Origin of the sequence: Nostoc sp. ChiQUE01b (assembly GCF_034531255.1) — a bacterium.
In the GTDB taxonomy this organism is placed as follows: Bacteria; Cyanobacteriota; Cyanobacteriia; order Cyanobacteriales; family Nostocaceae; genus Nostoc.
The window spans coordinates 25,263-43,298 of sequence record NZ_JAVRBM010000018.1 but is presented as its reverse complement, the minus strand read 5'-3'; the positions used below and the strand labels follow the sequence as shown (position 1 = coordinate 43,298).

General features: G+C 40.4%; 10 protein-coding genes and 1 pseudogene. 5 read left to right on the top strand and 6 right to left on the bottom strand.

Going from position 1 to position 18,036, the window contains the following annotated elements; translation table 11 throughout:
- Positions 1-78: 78 nt before the first annotated feature.
- Positions 79-714, bottom strand: a pseudogene (locus RMY63_RS14395) (ISAs1 family transposase); the annotation flags it as partial.
- Between the two features lie 212 nt (positions 715-926).
- On the opposite strand from RMY63_RS14395, the gene RMY63_RS14390 reads away from it, so the two are divergent.
- Entirely contained in the window at positions 927-1,793 is an 867-nt protein-coding gene (locus RMY63_RS14390) for a HAMP domain-containing sensor histidine kinase (protein ID WP_322729355.1), read from the top strand.
- A 310-nt stretch (positions 1,794-2,103) separates the two neighbouring features.
- Here RMY63_RS14390 and RMY63_RS14385 read toward each other — a convergent pair whose 3' ends face one another.
- A complete protein-coding gene (locus RMY63_RS14385) occupies positions 2,104-4,374 on the bottom strand; it encodes a bifunctional (p)ppGpp synthetase/guanosine-3',5'-bis(diphosphate) 3'-pyrophosphohydrolase (protein ID WP_322729354.1) in 2,271 nt (756 codons plus the stop codon).
- Between the two features lie 387 nt (positions 4,375-4,761).
- Here RMY63_RS14385 and patD point away from each other — a divergent pair, with 387 nt between their 5' ends.
- Positions 4,762-5,115 (top strand): heterocyst frequency control protein PatD, encoded by a 354-nt coding sequence (gene patD / locus RMY63_RS14380; RefSeq protein WP_322729353.1) that lies wholly within the window; start codon positions 4,762-4,764, stop codon positions 5,113-5,115.
- Between the two features lie 199 nt (positions 5,116-5,314).
- Here the strand turns inward: patD and RMY63_RS14375 are convergent, their stop codons facing one another.
- Entirely contained in the window at positions 5,315-5,911 is a 597-nt protein-coding gene (locus RMY63_RS14375) for a TetR/AcrR family transcriptional regulator (protein ID WP_322729352.1), read from the bottom strand.
- Between the two features lie 276 nt (positions 5,912-6,187).
- Between RMY63_RS14375 and RMY63_RS14370 the strand changes: the two genes are divergently transcribed.
- Together RMY63_RS14370 and cysH are read left to right on the top strand one after the other, a co-directional pair.
- On the top strand, positions 6,188-7,777 hold the full coding sequence (locus RMY63_RS14370; protein ID WP_322729351.1) for a DHA2 family efflux MFS transporter permease subunit: 1,590 nt from the start codon (positions 6,188-6,190) through the stop codon (positions 7,775-7,777).
- A gap of 780 nt (positions 7,778-8,557) precedes the next feature.
- The gene (cysH, locus tag RMY63_RS14365) at positions 8,558-9,283 is read left to right on the top strand and encodes a phosphoadenosine phosphosulfate reductase (protein WP_322729350.1); all 726 of its coding nucleotides are present in this window, start codon (positions 8,558-8,560) and stop codon (positions 9,281-9,283) included.
- 138 nt (positions 9,284-9,421) lie between these two features.
- Here the strand turns inward: cysH and RMY63_RS14360 are convergent, their stop codons facing one another.
- Genes RMY63_RS14360 through RMY63_RS14350 form a run of 3 tightly spaced genes read right to left on the bottom strand, consistent with a single transcriptional unit; the run spans position 9,422 to position 16,510 of the window.
- Positions 9,422-10,522, bottom strand: coding sequence for a hypothetical protein (locus RMY63_RS14360; protein ID WP_322729349.1), 1,101 nt, complete (start codon positions 10,520-10,522; stop codon positions 9,422-9,424).
- Positions 10,523-10,542: 20 nt separating this feature from the next.
- The gene (locus RMY63_RS14355; RefSeq protein ID WP_322729348.1) at positions 10,543-12,438 is read right to left on the bottom strand and encodes a trypsin-like peptidase domain-containing protein; all 1,896 of its coding nucleotides are present in this window, start codon (positions 12,436-12,438) and stop codon (positions 10,543-10,545) included.
- A gap of 58 nt (positions 12,439-12,496) precedes the next feature.
- Complete coding sequence (locus RMY63_RS14350; protein ID WP_322729347.1) at positions 12,497-16,510, bottom strand: AAA domain-containing protein; 4,014 nt, start codon at positions 16,508-16,510, stop codon at positions 12,497-12,499.
- Between the two features lie 239 nt (positions 16,511-16,749).
- Here RMY63_RS14350 and RMY63_RS14345 point away from each other — a divergent pair, with 239 nt between their 5' ends.
- Positions 16,750-18,003: an exonuclease SbcCD subunit D gene (locus RMY63_RS14345; protein ID WP_322729346.1), complete on the top strand. Its 1,254-nt coding sequence runs from the start codon at positions 16,750-16,752 to the stop codon at positions 18,001-18,003.
- Positions 18,004-18,036 lie beyond the last annotated feature (33 nt).

The window sequence follows — 18,036 nt, the reverse complement described above, 5'->3', positions numbered from 1 at the left end:
GGCGATGTCTAGCGACAAGCCGAAGAAGCGTCTACGCACTTTTAATAATATGTTTAAAGCAAGCGATGTCTACCAGGGTAAGCGCTGGTGTAGTATTGGATGATTACCTTTAAGTGCTAAGACATAATCCGCTTTCGCATTAAAAATTTGCGATGCAATTGCTGGAGAGCGTACCCATTGCATCAATCGTAATAATACATCCAGCGATGTCTAATAATTCCAATAATGCAGGGATTGCTGTAATTTCATTCGATTTGTCAGCAACTTTTACTTGCCCTAAAACAAGACGATGTTCGCTCGACCATGCACTAACTTTCCGGTAACGCTAATTTACCCTGTCTTCTATCATAGGAGCCTTTGAGGGTCTTACCATCAATGGGAATTACCTGTGCTCCCACTGTTTCAACTATTGATTCTACCCAACAGAAGAAAGCATCGCTCAAATACTTTTGGGTTAATACGTTCAAATACTCGTCGAAACGTATCTGCACTTGGGATACCTTCTGGTAAAGCTAAAAATTGCTCTAACCAGTCGTATTTACTCAATCCATAATTTTCCATGTCCTCCCATCCCTTGCCACCTGCGATCGCTGATAATATTCCAATGATTAAAATATCTGTTAATACATGGACACGGCTTCTCTCTACACGCGGGTCTTCTATCTCCCTAAAAATCGATGCCATTTTTTCTTTACGTGCATCCGCATTCGCTATATTCAATTTTTTTGAGCTTTTAACTATTTTTTTTCGAGATCCAAAACCTGATCCCATGAGAATGATCCGTTTAGCTAAGATAGACGCTTTGTTCCCTTAGCCTACTACTTAACATCTCTAGATACTCAAATCTCTCTGTAAAACTATAGCTGTACAAAATTATCTGTATTTTATGCTACAAAATTAGATGCGCTTACCCTGGGGCTGTTCGCTTGATTGATACAGTAATTGATGAAGCGATCGCTCGTTACTTTAACAGTTATACTCAAGGACGATTACAAGAGCTTAAACAACTCCAAAGTCAGTTGCGGTTGACTAACCAAGAGTTAACTCGTTTGGTTAGCGCTAATAAAGATAGTATCTCTCATTTGGCTCATGAACTGAAAACGCCCCTAACTTCAATCATCGGTTACGCAGACTTATTTCTGCGCCAGCAGCGTCAGCAATCAGAACTCAAAGACACCTATACAAATCTTGAAAGTATCGAGCGAGTTCTCAAGAGTGGTAGACTTCTTGTGCGGTTAATTAACGATACTCTGGAAATTTCGCGCTATGATGCCGGACAGATGAAATTGCAGCCGACTTTAACCGATGTGCGTAGTTTAATCAACTTTGTTTTAGAGATAATAGAGCCACTAGCGCGTGCTAAAGAATTATCCTTGATTGTTGAATGCGATGGCTTCGCCAACGCCAAAGGCGAACGCGCCCCAAGTCAAGTTATCACAGATCCTCTTCGGCTTCAGCAAATTCTGACAAATCTCCTGAGTAACGCAATTCGCTACACAGAATCTGGTTCAATTCATTTGCAGTGCTGGACGTTATCTCAACAGCAGTGGGCTATCTCCGTTACTGATAGTGGTATTGGTATTTCTTTAGATGCTCAAGCACAAATCTTCAATCCCTATTTTCGGGAACTAACTTCTGCAAAAGTGCAAAGTTCTGATGGTACAGGATTAGGTTTAGCAATAGTCTCTCGATTGGTTCAGTTAATGGATGGTGAAATTAAAGTAGATTCACGGTTAGGAGAAGGGTCTACATTTACAGTAATTTTGCCATTAGAAGCAATCGCCCAGGTATGACCGGCTGACTGATTTCAGCGAAACTTTAAAGTGAAATCGCAACTAAAATTGGTGCGTTACACTGGTTTGGCAAGACTAAAATAGTGCAATAGAAAATGTTCGTAGTTGCGCTTTAGCGCTAAACAAAGCTAAAATCTATCGCAACATTTAAGGCTTGCCACGCCACACCAATTAACAAAATGTAGGGGTTTAAATCCCCGGCTTCTATCAAGCCGCAAGCGTTGGGCTGCTTGTCTTTATCCCCGTTACAACATGGAAAAAGCGAATTGCGAATGGGCGAAAAAGCGAATTGCGAATTGGTTTAAGACACCTACTCGTCAATTTGACCGACGCGGCGGATATTCAAAATGTCGCTCATTTTCTTAATTTGGACGAAGACTTGCTCTAGTTGAGAGCGATCGCGTATATCTATTCCTAAGTCGATCAATGCAGGTTGACCAGTAGAGGTTTTCACCTGGGCATGACGGACGTTGATCCCTTGGTCGCTTAACCGTGACAAAATATCCTTTAGCACCCCAACACGGTCAAGGGCTTCAATTTGAACATCTACTGGGTACGTGTGCGGACGACCACTATTTTCGGCGCTTGGGTTCCATCTAACTGGTACTAAGCGCTCATACTCCACAGTTTCCAGATTATTACAGCCTTGGCGATGAATTGAAATCCCTCTACCTCGCGTCACCACACCAATGATTGGTTCGCCAGGAATCGGGGTACAACACCCAGCTAAATAATACACCAAACCTTCCACCCCAAAAATTGGCGAATCTGTGGAGCGTGAGGTAGTTGGAGGTGCATCTCGCAAAGCTTTTGCTGTTGCTGCTTCTTTGGGGATAAATGGCGACACAGTGGAAACTGGTTGTTGTCCCTTCGCTACTTCTCGCCAACGATTTAGCACTAGGTTCAACGTCACTTCTCCGTAACCCAAACCGGCGAGTAAATCTTCCACGCTATGGTAATTACACTTTTCGGCGACAGTCTCCATTGCATCCGACTTTAGCAGACTCTCAAAACCAGTTTTACCAAGTTCCTTTTCTAACAATTCCCGTCCACGGGCGACATTTTCTTCCCGGCGCGATCGCTTGTACCATTGTTTTATTCGATATTTTGCTGCTGAAGTTCTGACAAAGTTCAACCAATCCAAACTCGGATGGCAATTCTTTTGAGTCAGAACCTCTACAATATCGCCATTTTGCAGCCGCGTTGACAGCGGCACCATTCGCCCATTCACCCGCGCCCCTGAACAATGGTTTCCCACTTCTGTATGAATGCGATAAGCAAAATCTATACTCGTAGCACCAGGACTTAAAGGGACAACATCCCCCTTCGGGGTGAAGACATAGACATCATCTTCAAATAGGTTATCTTTGACGCTATCAAGATATTCTTGTGCATCCTTGAGATCGGTTTGCCATTCTAGCAGCTGCCGCAGCCAAGTAAACTTGTCATCTGTCGCTGTCAAATGGCTAATGCTAGAACCTCCTGTCTCTTTGTACTTCCAATGGGCGGCAATTCCATACTCGGCGATATGATGCATTTCGATTGTCCGAATTTGCACCTCCAAAGGACGGCCAGTTAGTCCAATCACCCCAGTATGCAACGACTGGTAACGGTTAGGCTTTGGCAGTCCAATGTAGTCCTTAAATCTCCCAGGAATTGGGCGAAAAGCATCATGAACCACCGCCAACGCCCGATAGCATTCTTCATTAGTTTGAACAATTATTCGCAGCGCTGCCAAATCGTAAATTTCATGAAATTCCTTTTGCTGGCGGTGCATTTTTTGGTAAATGCTATAAAGGTGCTTGGGGCGACCGCTAATCTCTTGAAAGTGGATTCCGGCTTGCTGCAAACGCTCTTGCAACATATTCGTAGCTCTTGCCAATTTCTCTTCTCGCGCCGTTCGTTTTTCAGAAACATGCTCTTGCATTTGGCGGTAAGCTTCCGGTTCCAAATACTTAAAAGCCAAATCTTCCAGTTCCCATTTAATTCGCCAAATTCCTAAGCGATTGGCTAAGGGTGCAAATATATCTCGCGTTTCCTGGGCACTGCGGCGGCGGCTGGCTTCTGACATATATTGTAAAGTTCGCATATTATGCAAACGATCTGCCAATTTCACCACAATTACCCGAATATCTTGCGCCATGGCCAAAAACATCCGCCGGAAGTTTTCGGCTTGGCTTTCGGTTTTGCTGGTGAAATTGATTTTAGAAAGCTTGGTGACACCTTCGACCAATTGCCGCACTTCTGGGCCAAAGCGTTCTTCTATATCTTGACTTGTAACTTCTGTATCTTCAACGACATCATGGAGAAATCCAGCTGCTATCATAGTAGCACTGCCTCCCAAGTCACGCAGCAATTCAGCCACAGCAATGGGATGGGCAATGTATGGTTCTCCCGATTTGCGGTATTGACCTTCATGCAGTTGATAAGCAAATTCAAATGCCCGACCAATTAAGACGGCATCATTATGCCTTCGGTCATCTTCCACTGCGCCGCTACTTATCGATGACTCCTTCAAACATTTTTTTAACCATTCGGGAATGGCAAGGTCAACTGATGAATTTATCGCTAGACTGCTCATACAATTGGGTTTAGAGTGGATCGGTAGATAAGTGAATGATAAATAAAACTAGCAGCATCGCCCTGAAAAGATGCTGTTGCCCAAAGACATGTGGAAAAAGTAGTGTAAGGATGATTCTCCAATTGCAATAGCGCAGTGTAAAGCCTTCTCTTCTTTTTCAGAGACGAAGACAGCGAATTCCAACGGTATAGCGTAGCGTAGAGCGACGCAGGAGGGTCTGGTAGTCATCCAGTTTGAGTTTCAAGAATCGTTAAAGAAATGAAAATCCATTGATGGCAAACAAAGCCCCAAATCACGATTTGAGGCTTTTAGTGCTGATAAGTCTTTAACAAAGTTTATTGTAGAAGAAAAATTACTTGACATTAATACTATCTTAACTAGCACTGGATGTCTTTAAACCGCGAGAAATATCTGGCATTCGTAACTTTGTTAGAGCAATTACGCTCCGATGCCACAACTACCCAAATCGTTGCGCCAGAACTGCGGCAGCGTGTAGCCACGTTGCAGGAATTTTTCGGGCAACAGATTGTGCCTTTGGCTGATGAAAACTGGCGAGTGCAGTCTTATCAAACGGAGATGAGCAAGCAATTGCGCCTGTTGGCAATAGATGTGATGTTTTTCCAAGGAGCGCGGCAGGCATCTACTGTACAAACGAGACTTCAAACGATTAGCGATCGCTTGACAACCCTCATTCAATACTGTGATGCCATTCTGCAACCAGAAGCGGAAGGAGAAAAATAACAATTGTTCACCTTTTTCTCTAATTTCTCCATCATCTCATTTATGACCTTTACTGGAAAGTTATTTTGCTAACAAGTTGGCATTGGGGAATGGGGAATGGGGAATGGGGAATGGGGAATGGGGCAGGGGGGCGGGGGGGAAACTCTTCTCCCTTGCTCCCTGCTCCCCATCTCCCTCATCTCCCTCATCCCCCCACTCCCTACTCCCCACTCCCTACTCCCTTCATAAGAAGATTCATCGTACGGCGCATGTATACTTCTACTGGCTCGGTTGTGGGTTTGAAGATCAGTGCATAATATAGTGAACCGCTTACAAGGTCAATAATTAAGTCTACGTCTGCGTCCTTGTGAATTTCGCCTCTAGACTTGGCACGCTCAAGTACTTTAGAAAAGGCTTCACGTCGAAGTTTTGTATATTTTGTCCAGTAAACCTCGGCAAACTGAGGATTGCTAGACGCTGTACTAACGATCAGCGCAAGTGTCTGACGACCAAGGGGACTATCTATTTTTTTGGCGGCATTCTTAATCAGGATATCCATGTCTCCCCAAAAGCTGCCAGTATCGGGGATCGCTAAATTATCTCTGAGACTTTCTATCGCGTCTGCAACGAGTTCTTCTTTGGAAGTATAACGCCGATAGATGGTTGTTTTACCAACTCCAGCACGAGCAGCGATCGCTTCTATACTCATGCTTTCATATCCTACCTCTGCAAGCAAGTCTAAGGTTGCTTGCAAAATAGCTTGGTCGGCATGGATGCTGCGTGGGCGTCCAGAAGTGATGTTGATTTGCTTACTCATAAAAATATCATCCCCAAGCAATATCTTCTTGTTCATTTGCTCCATCTGAGAAACAAATAAGCCTTATAACCCAATTCTCATGCACTAAAACAGCAGCAATGACCATCCATCTTTAGCATAGGTATTTCTGCCACATTTTTGGAAAAACTCTCTTGACCATTTTTATATGATACGCTACCGTAGCGTATATATACAATACTTAATTTGAGCTTTGGCGTAAGCGTAGCAAAGCCTTGGCATTGCTTAACATCTCCCAAATATTATTTGTGCTAAATAATGGCTACTAACATTAAAGGTTCTAGTTTTGACGAATTTGGTTATGTCCACGGCCCATTGAAGTGGGCGATCGCTTTTACGGCTTCTCTTGGTGCAATCTTAGAGGTAATTGATACTAGTATTGTTAACGTTGCCCTGACTGACATCCAGGCTAGTTTGGGTGCAACTGTCAGTGAAGTAGGTTGGGTGGTGACTGGATATGCGATCGCCAACGTCGTTTTAATTCCCTTATCTGCATGGCTGGGAGATTACTTTGGACGCAAAACCTACTTTATCTTCTCGTTGATTGGCTTTACCCTGGCCTCGGTTTTATGCGGTTTGGCATTTAATCTGCCGATGCTAGTTATTTCTCGAATTCTTCAAGGTTTATGTGGTGGCGGATTGTTAGCTAAAGCCCAAGCGATTTTGTTCGAGACTTTTCCACCTGCTGAACAGGGTTTAGCACAGGCAGTTTTCGGGGTAGGTGTAATTGCTGGCCCAGCCATCGGCCCAACTTTAGGAGGATTTTTGGTAGATGGTTTAGGCTGGCGGTGGATTTTCTTTGTTAATATTCCCTTCGGGATCATTGCAGTAGCGATGTCAGTGGTATTTTTGCCCAAAGACAAAGATAAAAGCAAGACACAAAGCCAAGCCGTCGATTGGTTCGGGATTGGGTTTTTGGTTATTGCGATTGGCTCAGGGCAAACTTTGTTAGAGGAAGGAGAGAAAGACGACTGGTTTTCCTCTGGTTTCATCACCACGTTGGCGATCGCTAGTATTATCGGATTGGGGTTGTTTATTTGGCGAGAAGTAAAAACAGATCACCCTGCCGTAGATTTGAGAGTTTTGCGTCACCGTTCTTTAGCTGCGGGAAGCGTTCTCTCGGCAGTGGTGGGTATGGGGCTTTATGGTACACTATTTGCTGTGCCGATATTTGCTCAGAGTGTGCTGCACTTTACGGCAACCCAGACAGGACTATTGTTAGCACCTGGGGCTTTAGCGTCTGCGATCGTGATGGTTTTATTAGGCAAACTGTCTAGTAAAATTGATGCCCGATTTTTAATTGCAATGGGCGCTGTCGGATCGTCTGGAGTCATGTTTCAACTAGCAGCAATTACCCCACAAACTGGCATAGATGATTTATTTTGGCCATTGGTATGGCGCGGGGCTTTTACTGTATTGATGTTTCTCCCTTTGAGTTTAGCAGTTTTAGGCCCGCTACCCAAACAGGATATTTCCGCTGGCTCTGGTTTCTACAACCTCACCCGACAACTGGGTGGTAGCATTGGCATTGCTCTACTTACCACTTTGCTTGACCGACGAGAAACTTTTCATCGAGCCATCCTCTTAGCAAAACTTAGTCTTTATGACCCAGAAACCAGTCAGCGCCTCGATGCCCTCAACGGGGCACTCCAAAGTCAAGGCATGGATGCGACAACGGCTCAACAACAAGCATTAGCTTTATTAAGTCAAACAGTAGATATTCAAGCTGCGGTTTTGTCTTACGCAGATTGCTTTCGAGTAGTAGGCGTAGGGTTTATTTGCTCATTACCTTTGTTGCTATTTCTGGGTAAAGGCGGTGCAGGAGCGAAAGCGCCAGTCGGGCATTAGTACCGCAAGGCGGAAGTCAAAAATCACTCATTCAAAAGTTAAAAGTTTTATGGAATAAGCTCTAAAGAGCTTTTCAATGGTCTGCTTATTTACGCCGTGCTGTACTAGGGTAAAGGAAATAGCGATCGCATCCTTATTCTAAATTCTCTGACTGGAAAACTACGTAATAACACGCCTTCAGAATTATTCTCTGCCGAAAGTCACAGCAGAAAATTAATACACACTGATTGAGCTAGATGAAAAAAGTAAAAATCCCACTCAAAACTGAGCGGGACTATGTGAAGTCTTATTGCTAAAATGAGAAATCTTGATCTTAGAAAAAGTTCATTATTGTAATAACCCCAACGCTGGTTAACATCATTAAAGCGCCCATAATTATAGACTGGCCTAATGGATTGCTGAATTTTCCCTTGTTCATTTAAGTAAAATCCCTTTTATTAATAGTTCCTTAACCATATCAAAATCAGTATAAATATCTATAAAAGTATTGTAAAACTTAAATTACCGTAAAGTTTCTTAGTAAATACTTCATTTATACTTATGTAATAATTTTTACCGAGTATTGAGCATTGGGCATTGGGCACAAGAGGCAGAGGGGCAAAGGGGAAAGACTTACTGCTACTTCTCCCCTGCTCCCTTGCTCCCCCACTCCCCAATCTCCAGCCCCAAAATGTAGTAATTTCCGCACATAATAATTACCTTATCTCCGAGCGGAATATGCGTCTTAATAGAGTAAGATCGATCTTAATCAAGGTAAAAATATTTGAACAGAAAATTATCATGACAGTCTCCACGGCATCTAGAAACCAAGCGATCGCTTTTGATTTAGAAAAATTAAATGAGCAATTTGAAACTGCCACTCCCAAAGAAATACTGGCATGGTCTATAGAAAATATCCCAACGGGACTGGTGCAAACAAGCGCCTTTAACGTGGATGACTTGATAATTACCCATATTCTTTACAGTGAACTGAAGCATCCCGTTCCTGTAATCTTTCTCGATACCTTGCACCACTTCCCTGAAAGCCTAGAATTAGTAGCCAAAGCCAAACAAATCTATAATCTGGATCTGCAAACTTACAAAACTCCAGATGTAGACACCCGCGAAGCCTTTGAAGCCAAGTATGGCGACAAACTCTGGGACAAGGATATTGCCCAATTCCACGATATTACAAAAATTGAACCATTATTACGGGGTTTAGACGAACTCAACAGCGTTGCTTGGATTACCGGACGCCGCCGTGACCAAGCAGTAACCCGTGCGAATATGCCCATATTTGAATTAGACGGTAAAGGTCGGCTGAAAGTAAATCCCATAGCTGCTTGGACACGTCAAGACAGCTGGCTTTATGTGGCTGAACATGGAGTCATCTACAACCCCCTCCACGACCAAGGTTATCCCAGCATAGGCGACCAACCCATCACCACCAAAGTAGGTGAAGGCGAAGACGAACGCGCCGGACGTTGGCGGGGAAGTGATAAAACAGAATGTGGAATTCATATTTAAGTGGAAGTGGGGAGTAGGGATTGGAGAGTAGGGAATAGAAGAAAAGAAGAATTTCCCCCTACTCTCTTTTTCTCTGCTTACTCTGCGCCTCTGGGGTTGGTTAGATAACAGTGTTACACAACAAATTTAGAGGCTAGTTTATTGACCACTTTGCTGGAAAAGCTGCTCTAAAGAAGCTAATTCAGCTTCATTTACTGCGTCAATCTGTGGCAAAGGTCGCTGCATAATTGAGTAAAGCGATTGCTTTTGCACTTTTGTAGATTGCAAACCAAGTTCCTTCAATTCCTGTTCAATTTTTAATCTCATATTGCGTCGGTCAGCTTTAGTTACATCAGGACTTTGGAGAATAGCTATTTCAATAGCAGGTAAAATAAATTTCTTGACTTTCTCATATTCTCCTGAATAAATAGCATTTTGAGCTTGAGTAAGTAGCTCTTTTATAGTTTCTAATGACTCCCAATCTTGCTGTTTGCGCTTTTCTATACGAAAAAGCATATAACTATAACCTTCTAGGGGTTTGCCGTCACGCTCAAAAGTTTTAGTTGTTCCAGGTGAACCAAGACAGAGACTATCATTTATAATACAAAGATTATCGCTGTTTATCTTATTATCCTGCGCCAAAATTGCAGCAAAATAACCTGCTTTCAGGGAATTACTACCACCTCCATCTGCTTCAGAAAATGTTTGTTGGTAGCCTAGTTCTAACCGACGCTCACCAATATCGAGTAAATCTTCAATACCCCGATATACTGGTTCTGCTAGCTTTATAACACTTGAAAGTTGCGGCACAGGTAACAATTCAGAAAATCTGCCCATCGTCTTAATAAATTTACCGATGGAGTCATTATTAACTATGCTAAATAAACCTGCTTGTAACTCAACTAATCCATCATTGAAAGGAAATAAAGATGTCAAAGGATAGTTACACTGAATGACTTTATCCAGATTATCTGCTATTGATTTTTCTAATTGTCCAGGTGCAGCTAGATAGGGAATTATTACGGATTTTCCACCGTGATTGAAGCGGACAGCAGCATGAACCACCGGATATCTTTGCTTGAACCATTCTACATCTTTAGCCAAGCGCATCTCCACTAGCCAGATACGACAATAGGCTTCACCTGCAACAATGGGTTTTTCATCGTAGTCTACATCAACTCGATGTTTCGGTAGAGAAAGGGTTTTATATTTTGGAGCCTCACGGCTGAAAGTTTCAGATAAACTCTGGAAAAAGCTCATGAAATTATTCCTCTGTTACATCAACCTAAATGCGGTGAAATCTGATTCCAAATAGCACGAATGGGAATACCTCCCGTTGAACCTAGAGTCCCGTTACGCCCTATACCAGGATTTCCTTGATGAATTGCAATCAATTCCCATTGGCAATTAAAAATTGGTGCGCCAGAGGAACCGTCATCAGTTTTCACATTATGGTCAATGTAATCTTCTCCTACTTGTGTAATTTGCCCAAAGTCGGAAATTATCACTGGATTTCCTTGGGGATGATGGATAATACGAATATCTTGACCGCTATTTAATGTTTCATTCCTAGAAATAGCTTTTTGTTGCTGAGGATTATCTTTTATTTTGACTAAAGCGTAGTCAGGGCGATTATGATAACTGACAAAAGTCATATCTAGTTCAAATAAATCTTTGTTTAACTGACGGTTGTCAGCATTGTAGTTAAAACGTACCCAAGCTTGTGTAACTTGAGTTTTGCTGAAAATGTGATTGCAGGTTAGTAATAGATTTTTACCTACCAATACTCCTGTACCAATACCCGTTCCTTTGGGTGATTCGATTCTGCAAACAGTGTTACGAGCCTTTAAAGCGTTGAAGTTTTCCCGACCTTGTTCAACTAATTTAGTAAATAAGTCTATATCTTGGTCTTCCAACTCATAACTTATTTTTCGATTGAGTAGATACTGTAACAAATTTATCATTGGGTGATAATCTACTCGTTGATTAGAAACTTTATAATTTTTAAATTTTGCTACTACTATATTAGTTATTTCTACAGGAGTACTGTTAAAATTTATATTTTTAATAAATGAATCATCAACACCAGATGTAATAAAAATACTTCTTCTATTGGTTGCATTATCGAGTTTAATAGCAAATAAATTTTCTAGTTTATCCTCAAAATTTACAATATCCCCCTGTTCTAAAAATATTTCAGGATTCATGACGTTTTCATTTGTCCAACTTAAACTATAATTTTCAAATAATTGCAGCGACTTTTCAAGAGCTTGAGTAGCTAGGACAGAGAACGAATCAGCGACGGGTTCCAATGTTTGTTGCTGAAATCTCTCATCTAATTTGAGATTAGATGTTTGCACGTTGTTGCTTAAAACTGGGGTTGTGCTCGTAGAATCTATAGTAGCCTGGGTATAAGTGGTCTGATTAAATCGATCCTTCAAAACTTGAATAAATTCTTGTATGGAATAAGTTGAGTTAGAACGGTATTGTCTTAATACTTTTTCTATCGGTTTGGCAACATTTACATAAAGATTATAAATATATTCACGTCGTGCAGCCTTTGTATTCTCTAGCTGCTCTGAATAGAAACTGTACCATTGCCAAAGCGATCGAAACTGATTGGTGTTTGAGACTGATATTCCTGTTTCTCTAAAAATTTCTATTTTAAACCAAACTTCTTGATATAACTTTCTGTAATTTTCATCATTATACTGAATTGAAGAAATAGTATTACTTTCAGTAGCTACCTCTATCATGATTTCTTGTAGCTGTTCTATTTTTACTTTGAATTCTTCAATTTGTGTTGGTTCTAACTCATTATATAAGACTTCTTGTGAGGTAGCTTTGATGTAATCTTTGCATAAAGCAATATCAATTTGATTGCAGACATTTTGATAAAGGTTATGAATATAACATCCTCGTAAAGCAGATTTACTTAACTTTGATTTACAGTGCTTATACCAGTCCCATAGTGAGTGAAAATTGTTTGGATTTTGTATAGAAAATCCTTGGTATTGAATGTCTTCTATTTGTGATGTTATTTCTTGATAAAGTTCTATGTACTCCTCTTCTTTATCCTGAATTCGATACTCTTGTGAATTAGTAGCAACTGCAATCATTATCGATTGCAGTTTTTGAATATTTGTTAATAATTCTTCAAGTTCTGTTGATTGCATACAAAAAATTACAGGATGCTGCCAATGTCATCTTGAAAGACTACACTAGCACCTTTGTCTATTTCTGATTCAGCAAATGTTTTATGTGTTCTACTAGTAGCTTGATCTGACTGTCTCTATTCCAATACCACTCGCTAGACCAAATTCTGTAAATGTTCCAACCCAAGCCTTTCAGAATTTCGTGGCGGAGGCGATCGCGCTCCCGTGCTGTAGGATATTTATGATAAATAGTCCCATCACAAACAATACCCAACAAAAACTCTTCTGTTTCTTGTCGTCGTTCATCTATTACTGCTAAATCTATGGGATATGCTGAACCTACCCGTTTTTTTACCCTGTATCCTTGCTGCGTTAGAGCTTGATATACATCCTCTTCAAAAAGAAAATCAGATTCAGAAAAATTATTATCAAACTGGATTTCTAATTTTTCACCACCCTTTTCAGCAAATTCAAAATATTTTTGTATCAGTCTCACTTCCTCGTTATCCGAATCAAAATTTATTGCTTTAATAGAAGCTACTAAAATAAACTTGCTTTTTGCACGAGTTACTGCTACATTTAAGCGTCGCCTTCCTCCTGAATTAGTAAGAGGCCCAAATTTATGGATTAGCTTCTGGCTGTTTTCATAAAACCCAAAACCAAAGCTAAAAATAATTATTTCTCGCTGGTCTCCTTGAACTCTTTCTAATGGTTTAATAAAGAAATTACGCGAGTCTTCTTGACACAATTCTTGAATGCTTGGATAGTCTGAGCTAAGTTCCTGTAGTTTGTCTCGAATCATTTCTTCTTGAGATTCATTTAACGTAATAATTCCCAAAGAAAGTTCAGAAAGATCCTGATGTTCTCGACAATATTCTAGACAATGCTGTATTGTCAGTTCTGCTACTTTTTGTGCTTCGCGGATATTATATTTTCCACTATCACCGGGGATGTAGATTCCATCTGGAACGTACTCAAAATGAACGCCTAAATTAGGACTTTTTGCTGGATTTGGAAAAGTCAAAAGCTCTGAATCATAAAAGTTTTGGTTTGAGAAGGCAATTAAACTCTCGTGTTTACTGCGATAGTGCCACTTCAGCCAAATTTTATCTAGGAATGTTGAAGATTCATCAAGCAAGCTGTCATATATTTCTTGCTCCTCATCTTCACCACCTGAAGCATTGCTTTTAAAGAAATAAGTTGGCGGTAGTTGCTTATTGTCACCAACAACTATTACCTGCTTTGCTCGCATAATGGAAGGTACTGCATCTTCGGTACAAACTTGGGAAGCTTCATCGAAAATTACTACATCGAACTCTACAGCCTCCGGTTCTATATATTGACTAACAGCAAGTGGACTCATTAGCCAAAAAGGTTTTAAGGTAGTTACAAGTTTAGAAGCTTCTTTGATGAATTGACGGATTTTTTTATGCCCTTTTTTTAATGTGTTTTGTTTTTCAAGTAATTGTATTTGCGTCCTTGCTTCTGGTTGTACAAACCACTTTTTCCAGCGTTCAGCGTGGAGTTGTCTCAAACGCTGTATTGCTACTTGATATTGTTCATTATCAAGCTGAGAAAATTCTTCTAATTTCTGCTCATGCCTTTTTTGGTTAAAATTCCGCAATTCAGTACTATCTAAAATATATCGCAACCAGTCTTTGTAAATACCTTGTTCCAGAACTAAAAACCAAAAAATTGGTTGAATATTAGACTCTCTTAGTTTTAATAAAAAATCTTTAGCTCCAATATCTTCTAGTTTCTCTACTAGCTGTTCGCAGTCTAAGCATTGTCGGAACCAATCTAGCTCTTGTTGGGCTTTATTAAGGAAATTTTCTACTTCATATAAAGATTTTCTTTCTAATTCACCAGGTTTTGTCGTTGGTTCCTGGTGAAAATGCTGTTTGAGGAATTCAAAGCCTTCTGTTATCAAGTTTCGTGAAGTCTGTAAATTTGTTAATAAAGTCCTAAGTTCTTGCAAATTTTCGGATGAAGAAATAACTACTGCAACTTCCTTTGAAGGCAGTGAATGACTTTCTAGACTTTTCAACCAATTCAATGCTTGCTCAATAGCATCTAAGTCTGGCATTTGTGCTTCAAAAAATGAACCAAACATTCGATGATATTGATGTGTAGTATCTTTCAATTTATTCCAGATTTCACGTTGTTGAATTGCATTATCAATATCTTTAATTAATTCTTGGTCAGTCACTCGATTTTTTATTTTTTGGAGACTAACAAGGTTTCTACGAGTATGCCAGTAACCACATCTTAGCCGACGAAAAACCCCTCTATAATTCTGAAAACGTTGCTTAAATTTCCTTAGCTCTGGTAAATTCCAGCTTAAAAACTCATTGATGTATTTATTACTAAAATCTGAGCCTATACGTTGAAGTTGACCAATATCATCTTTAAGGTCATCAAAATTTTGTTGTAAAGTATTTAATATTGTTCCTCGCAACCAATTTTTTGGAAAACGTGGAGGTACTTCAATAAGATGAGCTATCGCTGGCTGAAGCTTGTCTAAAGCTAATAAAGTGTTAGCAGGTTCTATATTTAATAACTCTCGCAAACGAGTAGTAGTTCTTGTGGCAAGTTTAATTCCTTGTCGCAAGTTGTCAATATTCTGACGTAAGTCCCTGCTAACATCAGAATTCCATCTCCTTATGGGACTACTTGACCATATAGTTTTCTGTCTTCCTCGAAAAAATGGCTCAAATTGTCCGAGGTCATTTAGTAAATTTTTAGCTTGCAATAATAATCTTTGTTCTGACCAATCTTCAAGATTATAAGTATTAAATTCAAGTGTCGTATCTAACTTTCTTTTCAGTTTGAGCAATTCACCATAAAGTTCAAAAGTAGATTTGTTTATTGGCTGGTGTTTATGATGTAAACTTGCAGTGTAGCTATTGAGGCTTTGCCGACAATCACGCAATTGTTGAAAGAATATATCTCGCTTTCCCTGTTGTGACTCAGTTTCATTTCTTTGTGACAAACGAATTTTAGTTTGATTTAATTCTTTTACCAACTCTTTGGTTTTAGTTGTACCTTTATGGTGTAGGTTTAAACATAAGTCTTCAAGGCTAGGCTCAGAATCTCGTAGTGTCTTGTATACGGCATCTAAGGCAGTCTGCTTTTCTGCAACTAGCAGAACTGTTTTATTTTTGCCCATTAGTTCGGCAATTATGTTGGCAATCGTTTGGCTTTTTCCTGTCCCTGGAGGCCCCTGCACTACAAAACTAAGTCCTGCCTTTGCAGCTTCAATTACTAGTTGCTGGCTAGAATCAGCATCACATATTTGATATACCAATTCAGGATTGATTGTATCCAGTTTTTTATCTGTGATTGTTTTAATATAACTACGATTTTCTTGTGCTTCTTGTAGAGCAAGCCCTTGCAGAAGCGGGTGATTGGCGATCAATTCCTGATTTTGTACCAGGTCTTTTATCATCGCTGTTTTGACAGACTCAAATAAGGTAATACAAGCAGTTTCTTCTAATTGCCAATTCTCCTTTTCGGCTATGGCACTACGCACTGCATTTATAAATCCTTCATAGCCTAATTTTTGAAGTGTTTCAGCTTCAGGCAAAGTGATATTAAATTCGTCACGTAACTTGTTTACTAAAAGAAAGTTAATAGAAATATCCTCATCAGTACAACATAGTGTATATTCTGGTGGCTTTTTACCTTTCTTTTCTAATTCTACTGGAATCAGCAACAGAGGAGAGACCAACTTTTCCTTCTCCTTTTTTTCCTTAGGGTTTGCAGTATCAAACCAAGTCAAAGTACCAATAACTAGGAACAGACTAATGAAACCTTTCTCTTCTATAGTTTTTTTGGCTTCTCTACGCAGTTTATCGAGAAGCTTGATGAGGTCAGTATCTGTTTGGTTAGTTCTCAAGTCTTTGAAGGGAATTGATCCAGATTCATCTCCCACAAGATTGTTAAATAAGATTAAAGGTGGTGTAACAACTTCAATTTTTGGCTTTTTGCTCTTTCGGAAGTCAAGTAGTGGATTACTGTTACTTGAACCAGCAAGTTTATCCCTCCAATCCTTGATTTTTTGCTGAATTACAGGATCTATGCTGTTACTCATTGACTTCCGATTGCTAGCAGTTAATCAAAACAAGCTTTTTTCTGATACTTTATATTTTAAGTAAAATTCCTTAGAAAGTGCATATTGTTTGTACAAACTTCATATAATAGCGCAATAACCTATACCAAAACATCAAAAAACACGCAAACAACTGATCCGTAATTGCTAAGTCTGAGACATTTAGACAGTTCTCAATAGCTATTTTTTATTAATATGTAGACATAAAATAAAGGACAAATATGATTAAAATCCTCCACCTCTCCGACATCCACATGGGAAGCGGCTTCTCCCACGGACGAATTAATCCCGCGAGTGGGTTAAATACACGATTGGAGGATTTTGTCAATACTTTGTCTATATGTATTGACCGAGCGCTGACAGATGCTGTTGATATGGTGATATTTGGTGGCGATGCTTTCCCGGATGCGACACCACCACCTTATGTACAACAAGCTTTTGCCAGCCAATTTCGCCGTCTCATGGATGCCAATATTCCAACAGTGCTGTTGGTAGGCAACCACGACCAACATTCCCAAGGACAGGGAGGAGCGAGTTTAAATATTTACCGCACTTTGGGAGTACCAGGATTTGTTGTCGGTGATACATTAACTACTCACTGCATCGAAACCCGCAATGGCAAAGTGCAAGTAATTACCCTTCCTTGGCTAACCCGTTCCACCCTGATGACTCGCCAAGAAACTGAAGGTTCATCTTTGGCAGAAGTGAACCAACTATTAACGGAACGTCTACGAGTTGTAATGGAAGGGGAAATTCGCCGTCTTGACCCCGATGTGCCAACTATCCTTTTGGCTCACTTGATGGCTGACAATGCTAGCTTGGGTGCAGAACGCTTTTTGGCAGTAGGTAAAGGCTTTACTCTACCCCTATCTTTGCTAACGCGACCTTGTTTTGATTATGTAGCGCTGGGACACGTCCACCGCCACCAAAATCTGAATAAATCCAACAACCCGCCGGTGATTTATCCAGGGAGTATTGAGCGGGTAGATTTTAGCGAAGAAAAAGAAGACAAAGGTTATGTAATGCTGGAACTGGAGCGGGGAAGGGCTGAGTGGGAATTTTGTCCTTTGACAGTTCGGACTTTCCGTACCATTGAAGTGGATGTCTCAAAAGCAGATGAGCCGCAAGCAGTTTTAATGAAAGCGATCGCCAAGTATGATATTCAAGATGCTGTAGTGCGGCTAATTTACAAACTCCGCTCTGAACAGATGGATTTAATTGACAGTTCCTCTCTACATAATGCTTTAAGTCCTGCTCATACCTACACCATTCAAGCAGAATTAGTCAGTCAATTAGCCAGGCCCCGGATTCCTGAATTGAGTGCGAGTAGCAGCATCGACCCAATGGAAGCGTTAAGAACTTACTTGAACAATCGCGAAGACCTGAAAGACATCGCAGCATCAATGATGGATGCTGCACAAAAGTTACTAGCAGATGATGTGGAAGTTTGGCTAGAAGCAGCAACTAATGAGTAGGATAAATGCCAATTATTTTTTCATATTTAACTG